Source organism: Brevundimonas sp. P2_A6, assembly GCF_056404975.1.
In genome coordinates this window covers 296,586-314,598 of sequence record NZ_JBFUCZ010000002.1, presented here as the reverse complement: position 1 = coordinate 314,598, position 18,013 = coordinate 296,586, and the positions used below count along the sequence as shown (strand labels likewise).

The following is an 18,013-nucleotide window of genomic DNA, read 5'->3' as shown; positions in this document are numbered from 1 at the left end:
GGCATGGCGCGGCGGACCAGGGCGAGCATATCGGCAGGGGCGACCGAGCAGAAGGCTCTGGGCGGGGCAGACCCCTTCCTGCGCCTGATGAGCCACGAGATGCGGACGCCGCTGAACGGCGTGATCGGCATGCTGGGCCTGCTGACCCGCACCCGGCTGGACGGAGCCCAGCGCGCCTATGCGGAAGCCGCGCGGGATTCGGCCGAGCACCTTCTGGGGTTGGTCAATGACCTGCTGGACTATGCCCGGCTGGAAGCGGGAAAGCTGGAGTTCGATCTGGCCCCGGTCGATCCCGAGGGGCTGGTGCGCGGCGTGGCCGAACTGCTGAGCCCGCGCGCCCACGAAAAAGGCCTGGAAATCGTCTGGTCGGTCGCGGCCGATGCGCCCGACATCATGGCCGACGAGGGTCGTCTGCGTCAGGTCCTGTTCAACCTGGCCGGAAACGCCGTGAAATTCACCGACACCGGCGGTGTCCGCATCGCCGTCGAACGCGCGGGGGGCCACGACGCCCGTCCGGTCCTGGCCTTCATCGTCGACGACACCGGCCCGGGCATTCCGGCCGAGGCTCGGACGCGCATCTTCGAGGAGTTCGGCCACGTCGATGCCTCGGACGCCACCCGCCACGGCGGGGCCGGGCTGGGCCTGGCGGTCGTGCAGAAACTGGCACGGGCCATGGGCGGGACCGTCACGGTCGAGGATCGCCCCGAGGCCGGCGCAACCGGTGGGTCGCGGTTCCGGTTCGAGGCGACGTTCGATGCCGCCACCGACGCGGCACCGCGCGCCCGTCCGCTGGATGGGCTGCCTGTCGCGGTCCGCAGCCCCGACCCCTTCGTCCGCGCGGCAGCGGAGGCTCAGGTTCTGGCCAGCGGCGGCTCGGCCTGGCCCGCAGGCGACCTGGCCCCCGTGACCCTGGTCGATCATGCCGAGACCCAGAAGACGGGCCTACCGCTCGCTGCCCTGCCCGAGGGTGGACGCGGGATCATCCTGCTCAAGCCGTCCGAGCGCGAACTGATCGCTCGTTATCGCGGGGTCGGTTTCGCAGGCTATCTGATCAAGCCCCTGCGACGCGCCTCTCTGGTCGAGCGGGTGCTGGCCGCCCAGCAGGCCGAGGTCATGCCCGGCATTCCGCGCCTGGCCGCGCCCGAGGACGACCGGGTCCTGCCCGTCCGGTTCGCCGGCACCCGTGTGTTGCTGGCCGAGGACAATCCGGTGGGTGCGCTTCTGGCCAAGACCCTGTTGCGGCGCGAAGGCTGCGTCGTGGAGACGGCCGCCACGGGCAGCGAAGCCGTCGCCGCCATGAAACGCGCCCGCTACGATCTGGTGTTCATGGATATGCGGATGCCGGTCATGGACGGCCCCGCCGCCACCCGCGCGATCCGCGCCACGGGCGACCGCACGCCCATCGTCGCCCTGACCGCCAATGCCTTCGCCGAGGACCGCAAGGCCTGCCTGGAAGCCGGGATGGACGATCATCTGGTCAAGCCGCTGGAGCTGGACGCGCTGCGCTCATCCCTGGCCCGCTGGACGACCGGGGACTTCCGCGCCAAGGTCGCCGCAGGATAGGGCGAACCGGCGAAAGACCGGCCGCTCGAAAGAATGAGGCCGCCGCCGTCCATGACGCACACGACACCGACCGATGCCGCACCCGTGGCCGCCACCGATCTGAAGCCCAAGGGACTGGCGGTGCTGAAGGCCGCCTTCCGCGAGCGGCGGACCCTGGCCATGCTGCTGCTGGGGTTCTCTGCCGGTCTGCCGTTCGCCATGCTGATCGGCACGCTGAACGCCTGGCTGACCGAGGCCGAGGTACCGATCGCGACCATCGGCATCCTGAGCTGGATCGGACTGTTCGGCGCCTTCCGCTTCCTGTGGTCGCCCGCCGTCAGCTGGACCCCGCCGGGGATCGGCAAGCGCTTCGGCAGACGCCGCAGCTGGCTGCTGGTGCTTCAGGTCATCATCGGGGTGTCGCTGTGCCTGGTTGCCCTGTCGCGTCCGGAATCGGGCGTGCTCGGCCCGCTGGCGCTGGGCGCGGCTCTGGGTGCCCTGGCCTTCGCCACCCAGGACATCGTCATCGACGCCTGGCGGATCGAGGTGGCCGACGAGACGACGCCCATCGACCTGCTGTCGACCATCTATCAGCTCGGCTATCGCACCGCGGCGCTGGCGGGCGGGGCCGGGTCGCTGCTGCTGGCCACGGCGATCGGCTGGCCCGGCGTCTTCGTCACGGCGGGCATCCTGATGGGTCTGGGCCTGATCGGCACCTTGATCGCGCCCGAGCCCAAGCCGACGTCACAGGCCCATGTCGCGCGCGAGCGGCGCGGCTCGCCCCGGCTGAGGCTGGCGGTCCTGACCGCGACGCTGCTGGCCTGGGGCTGGGCCGCCTATATGCTGATCACCTTCATGATCGTGGCCCTGACGACCAGCCCCGCACCCAGCGCGGGTGATTTCACGGCCAAGTGGGGACCCTGGATCGTCGGGGCAACCGTCATCCTGCCCGCCGCCCTGGCCGGTCTGATCGTCTGGAAAGGCCGGGGCGCGACCGAGGCGGAATCGGTCCGCGCGCCGCGCTTCGCAGACACGCTTTACGACGCCATCCTGGCCCCGCTGGTCGAACTGATGGGGCGTCTCGGCTGGGGCGCTGTGGTCGTGCTGTGCCTGATCCTGACCTACCGCATCACCGACGGCGTCTGGGGACCGTTCGCCTTTCCCTTCTACATGGGCGACACGGGCGGGGCGCTGGGCCATACCAAGGCCGAGGTCGCGCTGGCGTCCAAGACGTTCGGCGTGATCATGACCATCGTCGGCATCGGCCTGGGCGGCTGGGCGCTCCTGGTCATCGGCCGGATGTGGAGCCTGCTGATCGGAGCCATCCTGTCGGCGGCGACCAATCTGCTGATGATGGATCTGGCGCTGGGCGCGCCGACGATCGGGCCGTTCATGTCGGCGACCGGGCTATACGCCCTGTTCGGAGCCTTCGGCATCCACGAGGCCCTGGCCCGCCTGATGCTGGCGATCACGGGCGAGAACATCGCCGGCGGGTTCGCAGGCGCGGCCTTCGTGGCCTATCTGTCCGCCCTGTCGAACAGGATGTTCGGCGCGGTGCAGTTCGCGGTCTTCATCTCGCTGGCGCTGCTGATCGGCACCCTGGGGCGCGGGGCGCTGGGCGAGCTGATCGAGGCGCAGGGCTATGCCGCCATGTTCGTGATCGCGGCCTGGCTGGGCGTGGCGGCGATCGTCTTCGTGCTCATCGAATGGGTCCGGCTGTCGCTGGAAGCGCGCCGGACCCGTACGGCCTAGATCGGCAAGCTTTCCATGGACTGTTCCGCTTCCCGGCTGGGATGCGGGGCACCGCCTTCATCCTCGGGTTCGAAGGCGACGCTGACGCCTTCCTCGTAGGCGGCGAAGGTGGCGGCCGTGATGATCTCCGACACCGAGGCCCCCAGCGACACGATCTGGACCGACTTCTCCAGCCCGACCAGCAGCGGCCCGATCACGGTCGCGCCGCCCAGGGCCTGGACCAGCTGGGTCGAGATGGCGGCCGAATGCAGGGCCGGCATGACCAAGACGTTGGCATCGCGGCTGAGGCGCATGAACGGATAGTTGGTCCGCTGGCCGGGATCGAGCGCCAGCTCCGGTGGCATCTCGCCCTCGTACTCGAAATCGACGCCCATGGAATCCAGGATGCGGATGGCGGCGCGGACGTTGTCGCCGCGCTCGCCCGGCGGATTGCCGAAGGTCGAATAGGACAGGAAGGCCACGCGCGGGGTGCGGCCCAGCTTGCGGACCGTCGCGGCCGCCTGGATGGCGATGTCGGCCAGTTCCTGGGCATCGGGCAGTTCGTGGATCGAGGTATCGGCCACGAAGATGGTGCGTCCTTTGGCCAGGACGATCGACAGGCCGATCAGACTGTCCTTCACATCCAGGACCCGCCGGACTTCCTTCAGCACCATGTTGAAGTTGCGGGTCGTGCCGGTCACCACCGCATCGGCCTGGCCCCGCGCGACCATGGCGGCGGCAAAGTAGTTGCGGTCCTGATTGATCATCCGCTGGACGTCGCGCCGCAGGTAGCCCCGACGTTGCAGCTTTTCGTAGAGCCAGTCGGTGTAGGCGTCGTTCATCTCCGACACCCGCGCATTGACGATCTCGATGCCCATCTCCGCGAAGTCGAGACCGGCCTCGGCCGCGTTCTTCTTGATCAGGTCCTCGCGGCCCAGCAGGATCGGCGTGCCCAGCTCGGCCTGTTTGAAGGCCCAGGCGGCGCGAATGACGGTCGATTCCTCGCCCTCGGCGAAGACCACGCGCTTGTTCGGCGCGGCGCGCACAGCCGACGAAATCTTCTGCATCAGGGCGGCGGAGGGATCGACGCGCTCGCGCAGCTGGGCGCGATAGGCGTCCATGTCGTCGATGTTGACGCGGGCGACCCCGGTGTCCATCGCCGCCTGCGCCACGAAGGGCGGGATGTACCAGATCAGGCGCGGATCGAAGGGCGTGGGGATGATGTAGTCGGGGCCGAACTTCAGCTTCCTGCCGCGATAGGCCACGGCGACCTCGTCGGGCACATCCTCGCGCGCCAGCTGGGCCAGGGCGTGGGCGCAGGCGACCTTCATCTCGTGATTCACGCGCCGCGCCCGGACGTCGAGGGCCCCCCGGAAGATGTAGGGGAAACCCAGGACGTTGTTGACCTGGTTCACATAGTCGGACCGGCCGGTGGCGATGATGGCATCGGAGCGCACGGACATCACGTCTTCGGGCGTGATTTCCGGGTCCGGGTTGGCCATGGCGAAGATGATCGGATTGGGGGCCATGGAGGCCACCATCTCCTTGGTGATCGCGCCCTTGGCCGACAGCCCCAGCACCACGTCGGCCCCGACCATGGCCTCGGCCAGGGTCCGCAGCGGCGTGTCGGTGGCGTGGGCCGCCTTCCACTGGTCCATGCCGGTGGGGCGACCCTTGTAGACGACACCGTCGCGGTCGCAGATGACGGTGTTCTCGGCCTTGACGCCCACGGCCTTCATCAGGCCGATCGAGGACAGGCCCGCAGCCCCGGCCCCGGCCAGCACCACCTTGATCTCGTCCATCTTCTTGCCGGTGATGTGGACGGCGTTGATCAGGCCGGCGGTCGAGATGATGGCCGTGCCGTGCTGGTCGTCGTGGAAGACGGGAATGTCCAGCAGGTCCTGCAGCTCGCTCTCGATCACGAAGCATTCGGGGGACTTGATGTCCTCCAGATTGATGCCGCCCCAGGTGTCGCCGATGTTCTTGACCACGGTGATGAACTCGTCCGGGTCGGTGGTCTTGACCTCGACGTCGAAGCTGTCGACGTCGGCGAACCGCTTGAACAGGACGGCCTTGCCCTCCATCACCGGCTTGGACGCCATGTGGCCGAGGTTGCCCAGGCCGAGGATCGCCGTGCCGTTCGAGATGACGGCGACCAGATTGCCCTTGGACGTGTAGTCGTAGGCCCTGTCGGCATCGGCGGCGATCGCCAGCACGGGCACGGCCACGCCTGGCGAATAGGCCAGAGACAGGTCGCGCTGGGTCGCCATCGGCTTGATCGGGGCCATGGAGATCTTGCCCGGCAGGGGCAGCCGGTGGAAGTCCAGGGCCTCCTGGTCGGAAAAGGTCTGTTTGTCGGTCTGGTCGGCCATGGGTCAGGGATCAGTCTGCAGGAGAGGGGCTGGACTGTCGTAGCGAGGGCATGCCTTGCGGACAACCGTCGCCGGGCATCGGGGCCCGGCTCGGGCGCGGCGCGAACGAATTCGGCGGAACGGTGTTAACCAAACACATCCCGCTGGAGCCTGCCCATGCGTCTGCCCGCCACGCTCGTCGCCGTCGCCTTCACCGCTGCCGCATCGACAGCCTCCGCGCAGACCTGGGGCCAGCCCGCCTACGGACAGGGGCCGGTCACGACCTATGGCCAATCTTACAGCTCAGCCCCGGCCTATGCGCCGCCGATCACGGAATGGAACAGTCGCGCCTATGGGGCGACCGGGCGGGCGGCCACAGGCTACGCACCGGGGTATTCCGCCTACGGCTATGGGTCGGCTTGGGACGGCCGGTTCGGCGATCCCTACGCCTACCGGCCTCCGGTTCGCTACACCCGCTACGGCGGCGGTTACGGCCATCACGGCTATGGGCAATCCCGCAGCGGAGAATGGACCCGGTGGTCCAGCCCGCCGGGCCGCGGCTACCACGACGTTTATGGATACAACGACGATCGGGCCCCGCGTGGACACGACTGTTATTGCGGCACCGGGGCCTACCTCTACGACCGGTAAGGGTCAGCTTCACGCCGGGGACGGGAGATTTAACCACGTCTGAAACGCATCCCTCCCGCGTCAGGCGCATCCGGAACCGAAGCGCGATTTGACGCTCTAGGCTGCACGCAACGCGTGGAGTCTCGCCCAGTGAAAACCCTTCTGATCTCGACATTCGCAGCCCTGTTGGCGCTGGCCGGACCTGCTCTGGCGGGCGAGCGCGGCGGACCTCCCGGCGGAGGGGGCCATCCCGGTGGTGGTGGCTGCATGAGCGGCTGCGGCGGTGGCGGTCACCCGGGCGGCGGTTATCCGGGCCACGGCGGCGGTGGCTACAACACCAACGTCAACGTCAATGTGAACGCCAACGCGAGTGCCAGCGCCTATTCCGGTTCGTATGCGGGCGCGGGCGCTGTGATCAACGCACGCGGCTATGACGTCGGCGCGATCCGGGGTGGTGGCGGATACGGCGGCGCGATCGTCTCGGGCAGCGGCTATGGCGGATGGGACTCGCTGGGCTACGGCGGCAATGCGGGTGCGGTGGTCGTGCGGGGGCCCGGTTATGGTCCCAGCCGCCCGTTCGGCTATTCCGTACGCGGGTTCGGACGCCGCTATGTGACGACGGATCGGTGCGGATCGTGTGGAGCCCCGCCTCCGCCGCCCCCTCCGTCCTGCCACGACCGCTGCGGCGGTGAATACGATGGCGGCCATGATCGCGGGAACCGGTATTCCGAGCGCGACGATCACTCGGATCGCGGCCAGTATGGTCCGAGCGACTGCGGTTGCGAGGGTCCGCGTTACGTGGCCCAGCCCTATTATGCCGCCCCGCTGGAGCCGGTCGGGTATGGCGATCATGGCTATCAGGGTGGCTACGAAAGCCAATCCTACCAGAGCCAGGGCTACGCGCAGCAGGGCTACTCGGCCCAGACCTACGAGCGCTACGAGAGCCAGTCTTCTGACGGCGGCTACGAGGCCCAGGCCTACGGTGGCGGCGGCTATGAAGCCGCGCCCTATGCGCCGCCCCAGGTGACCTATGCGCCCCAGCCCTATGCCCCGCAGAGCTATGCGCCGGCTGAATACGCGCCGCAGGTGATCGAGCAGGCTCCGGTCTATATTCAGGCCCCGGCCGACTACTACGGCGACCTGCCTCCCGGCGACGACGGGGTCTCGATTCCCTATCGCCAGGAGCCGGGCGAGCGGGGCTAGGCCGCTCCGGCCATCTCGGCGACGATCGCGGCAGCGGCAGCGCACGGATCGGCGGCCGCGATCACCGGGCGGGCGACCACCAGATGGCTCGCCCCTGCGGTCAGGGCGGCGGCGGGCGTGGCCACGCGCTGCTGGTCGCCGACGTCGACTCCGGCCGGACGAACGCCTGGCGTCACGATCAGGAAGTCCGGACGGCCCGCCTCGGTCGCGATTTCTCGGACGCGCTGAGCCTCCAGCGGGCTGGAGACGACGCCATCGACCCCGCAGTCCAGCGCCTGGCGCACGCGGGTCTCGACCAGATCGGCCGCGCGGGCGGAATAGCCGATCTCCCTCAGGTCCTCGTCCGACAGACTGGTCATGACGGTGACGGCCAGGATTTTCGTGCCGAACGGACCGCGTCCCTTCACGGCCGCCTGCATGACCTGCGGCTCGGCATGGACGGTCAGCAGGTCGCAGCCGCCCTCGGCCACCGAGCGGGCCGCGCCTTCGACCTGGGCCCCGATGTCGTGCAGCTTCCAGTCCTGGAACACGAACTTGCCCATGGCGCGCAGGTCGTGGGCGAAGGCCACGCCGCCCGGCCGGGCCAAGAGCGTCAGCCCGACCTTGTAGAAGGTCACCCCCTCGCCCAGCCGATCGACCAGGGCGCGCGCGGCCTCCACCGAGGGCAGGTCCAGTCCGACGATCAGGCGCGGGTCCGACGCGAGAGGCGAGGTCATCGACGTTCTCCGGATGACCGGCTAGACACCGCGCACAGGGGCGTCGGCGGACCGGCGTTTGACGATGTAGGCTAAGGACAAGGCAATGAACGCGCTCGATCTGGGGGTCAACCTGTTCGTGGCCCTGTTCGCTCTGGTCGACCCGATCGGCAACATCCCGATCTTCGCCGCCGCCACGACGGGAGCCACGGCGCGTCAGCGGCTGTCGGTCTCGGCCCTGATCTGCATCTTCATCGCGGTGTTCCTGGCCTTCTTCTTCTTCACGGGACTGTGGCTGCTGCAGTTCTTCGGCATCTCGCTAGCGGCGTTCCGGATCGCGGGCGGCATCCTGTTGCTGCTGCTGGGGCTGGACATGACGCGGGGCGACTTCCTGACCATGTTCGCGGACGCCGATGCCGCCGCCGACGCCAAGGACGTGCGCGGCTATGCCCAGCGGCGGTTCAAGCGGCTGATCGTGCCCTTCGCCATGCCGCTGCTGATCGGACCCGGCGCGATCTCGACCATCATCATCCAGGCGGGCGAGGCGCAGAAGCTGGGCTATGCGGGGACCGTCGCGGGCATGCTGGCCATCGGAGCGGCCGCGTTCGCGACCTTCGTGACCTTTTCGGCCACCGCGCCGATCAGCCGCGTGCTGGGCGACGTGGGCATGGCGATCATCGTGAGGGTGCTGGGCCTGATCCTGTGCGCCCTGGCGATCCAGTTCATCCTGGCGGGTCTGGGCGAGGCCCTGCCGGGCATGTTCGCCAGCGGCGTGACCACCCCCTACCCGGACGCAGGCCACTAAGGCCTTACGCCAGATCGGTCGTCGCGATCCTGGTCCCGGCCGCCAGCGGACCCTTCGCCGTCCGGCCCACGACGTGATCCGTCCGCGCCGGTGACAAGCCATCGCCCGGTCTGAGAGCGATCAGGTCAGCGTCGGTCACCACCGCCCCGGCCGCGATATCGCGCGCGGCGAACAGGCTGCGGCGGGCCACGGTCATGATCTCGCGCTCGGCGTCCACCGGCCGCTTGATCCCGTCGCCCAGCGCGGCCTCGACCGCGCGTACACCGGCGATCAGGTGGGTCAGCTCCTGGGGGCTCAGCGACATGGCGTGGTCGGGGCCGGCGAGGGCCTTGTCCAGCGTGAAATGCTTCTCGACCATCCGAGCCCCGCGCGCCACGGCGGCCAGGGACACGGCGTCGCCAAGGGTGTGATCCGACCAGCCGATCGGGTGTCCGAACGCCGCAGCCAGGGTGTCCATCGCCCGCAGGTTGGCGTCCTTGGCCGGGGCCGGATAGTTGGACACGCAGTGCAGGATGGTCAGGTCGCTGCACCCCGCCCCTCCGATCCAGCCGACCGCCTCGGCCACCTCGTCCAGGGTGCTCATGCCGGTCGAAAGGATGACGGACCCGCCAGCCTCCGCAGCCAGCCGGGCGACCCCGCGCACGAAAGGGGCGTTGGTGATTTCGCCCGAGGCCAGCTTGAACTTCGTCATGCCGATGCTGGCCAGGAAGGTGGCGCTGTCCAGGTCGAAGGGCGAGGACATGAACTCGATGCCGGTGGCGCGGCAGTGGTCGGCGATGCGGGCGAAATCGGCGTGAGGCAATTCCAGTCGCCGCAGCATCTCGACCTGGCTGGGCGCGCCGGCCCGAGCTTTCTGATAGTCGGCCATGGGCGCTTCGGGCGCGGAGATGGCCTCGGCGCGGAAGGTCTGGAATTTGACGGCGTCGGCCCCGGCCTGCCGGGCGACATCCACAAGCTTGAGCGCCAGCCCTATGTCGCCGTTGTGGTTGACCCCGGCCTCGGCGATGAAGAAGACGGGTTCGCTCATGCGGTCAGCACCCGCGCCGGATTGCCGACGACCGTGGCCCCGGGCGGCACATCGCGGATGACCACCGCCCCCATGCCGATGACGCAGCCCCGCCCCAGCGTCAGACCCTGTTTGATAAGGGCCCCGGCCCCGATCGTGACCCCGTCCCCGATCCGGACCGCGCCGTTCACACAGGCGCGCGGGCCCAGCGTGACGAAGTCACCGACCACGCTGTCGTGCGCGACGCTGGCATAGGCGTTGCAAACGAAACTCCGGCCGATGGTCACGTCGGGGCTCACCAGGCCATAGGGGCCGATCAGGGCACCAGGCGCGACCGCCGCGCCGGCCGCGACCGTGGCGCTGGGCGCGATCAGGCTCAGAGGCCGACACCGTGCCACCTCCAGCCGCTCCGCCACGACCCTGCGCGTTGCTCCGTCGCCGATGGCGACAGCGAAATGCCGAGGGCTGTCCAGCGCGATGAAGCCGTCCTCGTTCATGACCGCGTGGCCGCCGATCGCCGGGCCCGGCTGACGGTCGACGAACACGATCCGGTCGCCGTCGATCTTCAGGTCCGGCCTTGTCTCGATGAAGGCGCTGGCGAAGGCCATGGTCTCGCGCGCATGGCCACCCGTGCCGATCAGACCGAAGATTGCCCGGGACGATGCCGCCATGGGTCTATCCTAGCGCCTGATTTGCGCCTGGGCTCAAGCAAGGCGGGTCATATCCGCTTCAGCCGCCGCGCATGGCCGGCGACCAACCGCAGCGCCAGGCTGTCCGGCAACAGCTTGCCCAATGCGGCGAGAACGTTGTTCATCACACCCGGCGTGACCCGGGGCCTGTCCGCCTCGCAGGCGGCATAGGCGACCTGTGCGACGTGCTCGGCCGTCTGCCACATCCAGGCCGGATAGGCCGACGACACCTGAGCGCGCGAGCCGTTGACGTCGTGAAACTCGGTCAGGGTGTAGCCGGGACACAGGGCGGTGACGTGGACGCCGGTGCCTCGCGTCTCCAGCCAAAGACCCTGCGAGGCCTTGATCAGAAAGCTTTTGATCGGGCCGTAAAGGGTGTCGCCGCCGGTCGCGGGCATCTGACCCGCCAGGGAGGCGACGTTGATGATCCGTCCGAACCCGCGCTTCACCATGCCGGGCAGAACCAGCCGGGAAAGGGCGACCGGGGCCGACAGCATGACCTGGATCATGGCCGAGTGCTGCGTCGGATCGGTGGCCAGAAAGCCGGTCGTGCGAGAGAACCCCGCATTGTTGATCAGGCCATCGACGGTCAGGCCGCGCGCGCCGACCGCCTCGATCAACCCCGTCGCCGCGTCCGGATTCGCAAGATCGGCGGGGATGACAGCCACATCCACGCCGTGACGGGCGGCGATCTCGTCGGCCAGCGCCGTCAAGGCCGCCTCGCGCCGCGCGGTCAGGATCAGGTCCCAGTCATGCTCGGCATAGACCCGGGCCAGGGCGGCTCCAATTCCGGCCGAGGCTCCGGTGATCAGGATGCGGCGACGCATCGGGGGTCAGGCAGGCACCCTGGACGCGGCACGGACCGCTTCGGTGCAGGCTCCGTGAACGGCAAGCCCGGCCAGGGCCGGCGGGTTCTCGGCCAGCAGGTCGGCGATGGTGATGCGGCTGAGCGCCTCCGACGCCGCCTGATCGGCCAGGGTCAGGACCTTGCCCACCTGGCGCGGAATGTGTTCACCGACCGGGCAGCCCTTGGCGCCGGCCGGGGCCGAGCCCAGGTGGGCGCAACCGTTGACGGCCTTCAGCACGACATCCAGCCGAATGTCCTCGGGGCGAAGCAAAAGCCAGGATCCCCCGGAAGCACCGGGTCGGGTCGCGATCAGCCCGGCCTTGGCCAGAAGGGCCGTGACGCGGCGAATAACCACGGGGTTGGTCGGCACGGAGGCGGCCAGAATGGCGCTGGGCGCGGCATGGGCGGCGTCATACGCGCCCTTGTGGGCCAGATAGGCCAGGGCGTGGGCGGCGACGGGAAAGCGTTGGCTGTCTGACATTTTCGTTCGGTTCCAGCCCTCAAGGTAGGCACCCGGCGGGCGAATCACAAATGTCGTCTTCCGGCGCGACCGACACGGTGCAACCGAAACCGCCGTCGCGCGATTGAAACCCCCGCGCAATGCGCCTAAAGGCGCTCCGCTTTGATGGGTCCGCAGTCGCGGTGCCCGGAGGATCTTCATGGCAGGGGACGCATCCCCCCCACCGAGCGACGGCGCCCCCCCCGCCCCGCTCATCAACGCGATTCATGGCACGCCCGCGCCGGTCGTGGCCCCGGGGCATGGCAAGGCCGGATTCTGGGCCCTGACCATCGGCGCGATCGGCGTCGTGTTCGGCGACATCGGCACCAGCCCGCTCTATGCGCTGCGTGAAGCGATCGGCCATGCCCAATCTGGCGTTGGCGGCGACCTGGCTGTGATCGGCGTCGTATCGCTGGCCTTCTGGGCGCTGATGATCGTGGTGACGTTCAAATACGTCATCTTCCTGATGCGGGCGGACAACAAGGGCGAGGGCGGGACCCTGGCCCTGATGGCCCTCGCCACCCACGCGGTCGGGCGTCGATCGGCCTGGATCTTCGCGCTCGGGGTCTGCGGCGCGGCCCTGTTCTATGGCGACGGCATAATCACGCCCGCGATCTCGGTCCTGTCGGCCATCGAAGGGGTGAAGGACGCGCCGGGCATCGGTACGCGGCTGGATGCCTTCATCGTGCCGATCTCGGCCGCGATCCTGATCGGCCTGTTCCTGGCGCAGTCGCGAGGCACGGCCGGGCTGGCCAAATATTTCGGTCCGATCACCGCCCTGTGGTTCCTGAGCCTGGGCGGGCTCGGCCTTGTGCACATCTTCGACGACCTGAGCGTGCTGCGGGCCCTTTCGCCCCATTATGGCGTGATGCTGCTGGCGCACGACGGCGTGCTGGGCTTCATCATCCTGGGCAGCGTGTTCCTGGCGGTGACGGGGGCCGAGGCGCTGTATGCCGACATGGGCCACTTCGGAAAGGCCCCGATCCGCATGGGCTGGCTGTGCTTCGTCCTGCCTTGCCTGACCCTGAACTATCTGGGCCAGGGCGCGCTCATCCTCGACAGCCCGGGCGCGGCCGAGAACCCGTTCTGGTCGATGGTGCCGCAGTTCGCCTACTGGCCGATGCTGGCCCTGGCTACGGCGGCGACCGTGATCGCCTCCCAGGCCGTGATCACAGGGGCCTTCTCGGTCACGCAACAGGCCGTCCAGCTGGGCCTGCTGCCGCGCATCGACATCCGCTTCACGTCCGAAACGCAAGCCGGACAGATTTTCGTGCCGGCGGTGAACACCTTCCTGATGGTGGGGGTGCTGGCGCTGCTGTTCGTGTTCCAGAGCTCGCACAATCTGACGGCCGCCTATGGCGTGGCGGTCACGGGCGTGATGCTGATCAATACGCTGATGAGCTTCTCGGTCATCCGCAAGAGCTGGAGATGGCCGCTGTGGGCCGTGCTGGGCTGCCTGATCCCGTTCGGCTTCATCGACAGCGTGTTCCTGACCTCGAACCTGCTGAAGATCCCCGACGGAGCCTGGTTGCCGCTGGTTTTGGGGGCGATCCTGATCCTGATCATGTGGACCTGGACGCGGGGGTCGCAGATCCTGTCGGCCAAGGCCAAGAAGGACAGTCTGCCGCTGGCCGATCTGATCGAGATGCTGCGGGCGCGGCCGCCGCATCGCGCGCCGGGCACCGCCATCTTCCTGACCAGCGACCCCGACGTCGCCCCGGTGGCCCTGATGCACAATCTCAAGCACAACAAGGTGCTGCACGAGAAGAACATCATCCTGACGGTCCGCTCCACCGACCGACCGCGCGTGCCCGACAGCCAGCGCGTGACGATGGAGCCGATCAACGACGACTTCAAGAAGATCACCCTGTCCTTCGGCTTCATGGAAAGCCCGCAGGTGCCCCGTGCGCTGGGTCTGTGCCGCAAACAGGGGCTGAAGTTCGACATCATGTCGACCAGCTTCTTCCTGGGCCGTCGCTCGGTGGTGCCGTCGGCGGCGCAGGGCATGCCGCTGTGGCAGGACAAGCTGTACATCTTCCTGATGCGCAACGCCGCCAACCCGACCGACTTCTTCCACATCCCGCCGGGACGCGTGGTCGAGCTGGGCGCGCAGGTTTCAGTATGACGGTGTCGGTTTGAGCGGGGGTTCCCCCAGAGGCAAGGATTCCGGTGCCCGGGGCCGACGCATGGCCGACAAGGCGCGCGGGCCGAGGCGTGAGCCGATTCAGCGTCCCGCCGACCCGGATGGAGCGGTCGACATCGGGGTCGAGGCCCGGATCGCGGCCGGTATCCTGCTCAACGCGGCGCTGGAGCGTCGCAACGGGCTGGACGAGGCGATGGCCCTGCCCGCCGTCGCGGCGTTACCGGGACCGGACCGCGCCTTTGCCCGCGCGGTCGCCATGGCCGCCCTGCGGCGGCTGGGCGAGATCGATCACATCCTGAACCAGCGGCTGCAGAAGTCGCCACCCGAGGCCGTGCGCACCATCCTGCGGGTTTCGCTGGCCCAGACGCTGGTGCTGGGCACCCCCGCGTTCGCGGCCGTGTCCACGGCGGTGAAACTGGCCGAGCGCGATGCCAAGACGAGGCCCTACAAGGCCCTGATCAACGCCGTTCTGCGCGGCATCGAGCGCGAAGGGCCCGGCCTGACGACGGCCGAGTCCAACCTGCCTGACTGGATCGCGGCGCGCTGGCGTCAGGCTTATGGCCCTGCCACCCTGGCCGCCATCGCCCTGGCCGCCCGCGAGGAGCCGCCGACCGATATCAGCCTGAAGCCGGCCGAGGACGCGTCCGCGCTGGCCGAAGCGCTGGAAGCGACGATCCTTCCGGGCGGAACAGTCCGTTCGGGCGTGCGCGGCGATGTCTCGACCTGGCCCGGCTATGAGACCGGCGGATGGTGGATCCAGGATGCGGCCGCCGCCATTCCTGCGCGGCTGCTGGCGCCCAAGGCCGGAGAGACCGCCCTCGATATGTGCGCGGCCCCTGGTGGCAAAACGTTGCAGCTCACGGCGTCGGGCGCGTCTGTCGTGGCGATGGACCGGTCCGAGGCGCGGCTGCGTCGCCTTCGCCAGAACCTGGAGCGAACCGGGCTGTCTGCTGAGATCGTAGTCACCGCCGCAGAGGACTGGGACGATCCCAGCACCTTCGACGCGGTTCTGCTGGATGCGCCCTGCACCGCGACCGGCACGCTGCGTCGCAATCCCGAAGTCCTGCGTGCCACCAAGCCCGCCGAGGTCGCCAAGCTGGCCGACGTCCAGCACCGTCTGCTCGATGCGGCGGCCCTGCGGGTCAAGCCAGGCGGTCGGCTGGTCTATTGCGTCTGCTCGCTGGAACGCGAGGAGGGCGAGACCCAGATCATCGCCTTCCTGCGTCGCAACCCGGACTTCCGGACGGTGCCCGCCGACCCCGCCGCCGTCGGGGCACCGGGCGAGGCGCTGACCCCCGAGGGCTGGCTTCGGATTCTGCCCTCCCACTGGCCCGAACAGGGGGGGCTCGACGGGTTCTTCGTCGCCGGGCTCCGGCGTGGCTGATCAGGCCGCTCTGGGGCGTTCGGTCTCACTGTCCGTCGTCAACGCGCGGTTCAGGGCCGCTGCCAGGGCAGGGATATCCAGCGGCTTGGTCAGGTAGTCCCTGAATCCCGCCTCGCGCCCGCGCCGGATATCGGCGGGCATGGCACTGGCGGACAGGGCGAGCACCGGAAGGCCCCGTGTCAACGGATCGGCGTCCAGTCGCGCTTTCAACTCGAACCCCGACAAGCCCGGCAGGTTGATGTCCAGAAGAATGACGTCGGGCCGCAGGTCGCGGGCCAGGGCCAAACCTTCGTGGCCGGTCTCGGCGACGTGCAGCTGGATCGGGCCCAGGGCCGTCACGACGTGGCGCATCAGGGCGACGTTCGAGGGATTGTCCTCGACATACAGAAGGGTCGCCGCTGGCAAGGTGCCGATCGTGACCGGCGCGGTGGCCAGGGTCGTGGCAGCGACCCCGGCCGCCAACGGCAGATGCAGGGTGAAGGTCGAGCCCTCGTTCGACCGGCTGGCCACTTCCAGACGTCCGTTCATGGCCTCGGCCAGGCGACGCGAAACGGCGAGCCCAATTCCGGTGCCGGCGACGTCGGAGGTCTCGCGCCCCAGCCGATTGAAGGGTTGGAACAGCTCCGCGATCCGGTCCTCGGGAATGCCGAAGCCCGTGTCGTGCACCGACAGGGCGACGCCCTGGGCCGTCTGTCGCACCTCCAGCAGGACCGAGCCCTCGGCCCGGTTATATTTGATGGCATTGGAGACCAGGTTGATCAGCACCTGGCGCAACCGCGTCCGGTCGGCGACGACGCCGAACCCGGCCGTCGGGGGCGGGTTGCGCAGGGTAACCCCAGCCGCCTCCGCCTGGGGTCGGAGGGCGTCGCAGACCTGTCGCACCACCAGCTGCGGATCGACCCGCTCGATCGACATCGACAGCTTGCCCGCCTCGATGCGCGCCAGGTCCAGCACCTCCTCGATCAGGGCCAGCAGATGCTGGCCGGAGGCGGCGATCTGCTCGACGGCCTGTGTCTGGCGGCGCGTCAGGGGTTCGGCCGCCGCATTCATGCGGAGCAGCTCGGAAAAGCCGATCACGGCGTTCAGCGGCGTGCGCAGCTCGTGCGACATGGCGGCCAGGAAATCCGACTTCGCCTGATTGGCGGCCCCCAGTCGCCGGGCCTGTTCATCGGCGGCGTCGAGGGCCAGCCGCAGGGCCTGGGTCCGGTCCTCGACACGAGATTCCAGCGTCGCGTTCATCTCGGCCAGCCGCGACGACTCACGCCGGGCTTGAAGACCGAGCCTTACCCCGGCCCAGCAGGCCGACAAGGCCAGGGCCAAAACCAGTAGAACAAACTGCATGACGCATCCTCCCTGGCATCAGGGATAACGCGCATTAGTTGTATTGCTGTAAACGCGGGAGTTGTGACCGCTCTATTCACCCTCGGCGGGGACGTCGGCCTTCTTTCGAGGTGCCCGGCGCTTCGGTGCCGGCTCCGCAGGGGCGTCGGCGGCGGCGGGCGCGGGAGCCGAGGAGCGCGTCAGAAACCCGGGAAGCGCGCCGGACCCCTCGGTGTCCGCTTCGGCTCGCGGGCTGCGCGTTCGACGCGCGGGTCGCTGGGCCGACTGTTCAGCCACGACAGTCGCGGCCTCCGCAGGCGGTGTGTAGGCGATCGGCGCGGTCGAGGCGATGGCATCGGACCCGCTCTCGCGGATGCCTTCGTTGCGGTCTTCGCCGCGCGCCCCGTCACGACCGTTGTCGCCCCGATGCTCGCTACGGTTGCCTTCCGCCTCTTCATAGGTTCGGGTGTCCGGGGTGCCGCCTTCGGCCTCGTAGCGTCGGTTGCGTTCCTCGCGACGACGCTCCCAGCGCTCGCGACGCGTCTCGCGACGGCCACCCTCACCCTGATCGCCATCGGCCCGGGACTGTCCGCCGTCCTGGTTGTCGCGGTTCTGGTTTTCACGCGGCGGGCGCGGCGTCCATTCGCGCTGTTCGCGCGGTTGCTGCGACCCCTGTGCGGCCTCGGCGTCGCGGGCGTCGCTCTGTTGCTGGATGCGGTCGGCGGCCTGCTGGGCGGCGAGGAAGGCGGCGGCCTGGGCGCCGGTCTCGTCCTCGAAATCGATGTCATAGCCCTGGTTGGACAGTTCGCGCGCGGCGATCTCGCTGACCGGCCGCTGGGGCTGAAGCGCGCGCAGGACGCGGAAGTAATGTTCGGCGTGCTGCAGGTAGTTCTCGGCCAGCACCCGGTCGCCCGAGGATCCGGCGTCGCGCGCCAGCTGCTGGTATCGCTCATAGACGGTCTGGGCATTGCCCCGGACCTTGATGTTCTCGGGCCCTTGCGAGTCCCAGGACCGGTTCGGGTTGGCCGCATTGGCATTGCCGCCGCCACCACCGGGTTTCCGGTTGCGGCCGCGCTGGCGCTTCATGCCCTTGAAATCTCGCATCGAGGCTTACCGTGCTGGTTTGGCGTGGCCCTGCGCGACAGGTGCGAGGGAGACAGGCCGGTGT

At 69.0% G+C, this 18,013-nt stretch carries 15 protein-coding genes; 7 read left to right on the top strand and 8 right to left on the bottom strand.

From position 1 onward, the window contains the following. Positions 1-3 precede the first annotated feature (3 nt). Together AC1DW4_RS07010 and AC1DW4_RS07005 are read left to right on the top strand one after the other, a co-directional pair. Entirely contained in the window at positions 4-1,563 is a 1,560-nt protein-coding gene (locus AC1DW4_RS07010) for a response regulator (protein WP_477016534.1), read from the top strand. Positions 1,564-1,614: 51 nt separating this feature from the next. Continuing rightward, positions 1,615-3,294, top strand: a complete 1,680-nt coding sequence (locus tag AC1DW4_RS07005; protein WP_477016533.1) for an AmpG family muropeptide MFS transporter — start codon at positions 1,615-1,617, stop codon at positions 3,292-3,294. Here the strand turns inward: AC1DW4_RS07005 and AC1DW4_RS07000 are convergent. Further along, positions 3,291-5,645, bottom strand: a complete 2,355-nt coding sequence (locus tag AC1DW4_RS07000) for an NADP-dependent malic enzyme (protein ID WP_477016532.1) — start codon at positions 5,643-5,645, stop codon at positions 3,291-3,293. The two genes, AC1DW4_RS07005 and AC1DW4_RS07000, sit on opposite strands and share 4 nt — an antisense overlap. Positions 5,646-5,801: 156 nt before the next feature. Here AC1DW4_RS07000 and AC1DW4_RS06995 point away from each other — a divergent pair, with 156 nt between their 5' ends. Then, complete coding sequence (locus tag AC1DW4_RS06995; protein WP_477016531.1) at positions 5,802-6,275, top strand: hypothetical protein; 474 nt, start codon at positions 5,802-5,804, stop codon at positions 6,273-6,275. Between the two features lie 129 nt (positions 6,276-6,404). Beyond that, positions 6,405-7,457 carry a hypothetical protein gene (locus AC1DW4_RS06990; RefSeq protein WP_477016530.1) on the top strand — a complete coding sequence of 351 codons (1,053 nt, stop codon included), beginning with the start codon at positions 6,405-6,407 and terminating at the stop codon, positions 7,455-7,457. Here the strand turns inward: AC1DW4_RS06990 and pyrF are convergent. Then, the gene (pyrF, locus tag AC1DW4_RS06985; RefSeq protein ID WP_477016529.1) at positions 7,454-8,173 is read right to left on the bottom strand and encodes an orotidine-5'-phosphate decarboxylase; all 720 of its coding nucleotides are present in this window, start codon (positions 8,171-8,173) and stop codon (positions 7,454-7,456) included. The genes AC1DW4_RS06990 and pyrF overlap by 4 nt on opposite strands. Positions 8,174-8,258: 85 nt before the next feature. Here pyrF and AC1DW4_RS06980 point away from each other — a divergent pair, with 85 nt between their 5' ends. After that, positions 8,259-8,957: a MarC family protein gene (locus AC1DW4_RS06980; protein ID WP_477016528.1), complete on the top strand. Its 699-nt coding sequence runs from the start codon at positions 8,259-8,261 to the stop codon at positions 8,955-8,957. 4 nt (positions 8,958-8,961) lie between these two features. On the opposite strand, the gene neuB is transcribed toward AC1DW4_RS06980, so the two are convergent. From neuB to AC1DW4_RS06960, 4 genes are read right to left on the bottom strand one after another with little or no spacing between them, the layout of a single operon-like run. Then, a complete protein-coding gene (gene neuB, locus AC1DW4_RS06975) occupies positions 8,962-9,984 on the bottom strand; it encodes an N-acetylneuraminate synthase (protein WP_477016527.1) in 1,023 nt (340 codons plus the stop codon). Continuing rightward, positions 9,981-10,634 carry an acetyltransferase gene (locus AC1DW4_RS06970; protein ID WP_477016526.1) on the bottom strand — a complete coding sequence of 218 codons (654 nt, stop codon included), beginning with the start codon at positions 10,632-10,634 and terminating at the stop codon, positions 9,981-9,983. The genes neuB and AC1DW4_RS06970 overlap by 4 nt, the downstream gene beginning before the upstream one ends. Positions 10,635-10,681: 47 nt before the next feature. Continuing rightward, the gene (locus tag AC1DW4_RS06965) at positions 10,682-11,479 is read right to left on the bottom strand and encodes an SDR family NAD(P)-dependent oxidoreductase (protein ID WP_477016525.1); all 798 of its coding nucleotides are present in this window, start codon (positions 11,477-11,479) and stop codon (positions 10,682-10,684) included. Positions 11,480-11,485: 6 nt separating this feature from the next. Further along, entirely contained in the window at positions 11,486-11,980 is a 495-nt protein-coding gene (locus AC1DW4_RS06960) for an Rrf2 family transcriptional regulator (protein ID WP_477016524.1), read from the bottom strand. A gap of 178 nt (positions 11,981-12,158) precedes the next feature. On the opposite strand from AC1DW4_RS06960, the gene AC1DW4_RS06955 reads away from it, so the two are divergent. Both AC1DW4_RS06955 and AC1DW4_RS06950 read left to right on the top strand, forming a co-directional pair. Further along, positions 12,159-14,123: a potassium transporter Kup gene (locus tag AC1DW4_RS06955; protein ID WP_477016523.1), complete on the top strand. Its 1,965-nt coding sequence runs from the start codon at positions 12,159-12,161 to the stop codon at positions 14,121-14,123. 61 nt (positions 14,124-14,184) lie between these two features. Next, a complete protein-coding gene (locus AC1DW4_RS06950; protein WP_477016522.1) occupies positions 14,185-15,525 on the top strand; it encodes an RsmB/NOP family class I SAM-dependent RNA methyltransferase in 1,341 nt (446 codons plus the stop codon). On the opposite strand, the gene AC1DW4_RS06945 is transcribed toward AC1DW4_RS06950, so the two are convergent. Together AC1DW4_RS06945 and AC1DW4_RS06940 are read right to left on the bottom strand one after the other, a co-directional pair. Continuing rightward, entirely contained in the window at positions 15,526-16,866 is a 1,341-nt protein-coding gene (locus AC1DW4_RS06945; protein ID WP_477016521.1) for an ATP-binding protein, read from the bottom strand. It lies immediately after the preceding gene. A gap of 72 nt (positions 16,867-16,938) precedes the next feature. Beyond that, positions 16,939-17,949 carry a DUF4167 domain-containing protein gene (locus AC1DW4_RS06940; protein WP_477016520.1) on the bottom strand — a complete coding sequence of 337 codons (1,011 nt, stop codon included), beginning with the start codon at positions 17,947-17,949 and terminating at the stop codon, positions 16,939-16,941. Positions 17,950-18,013: the final 64 nt, after the last annotated feature.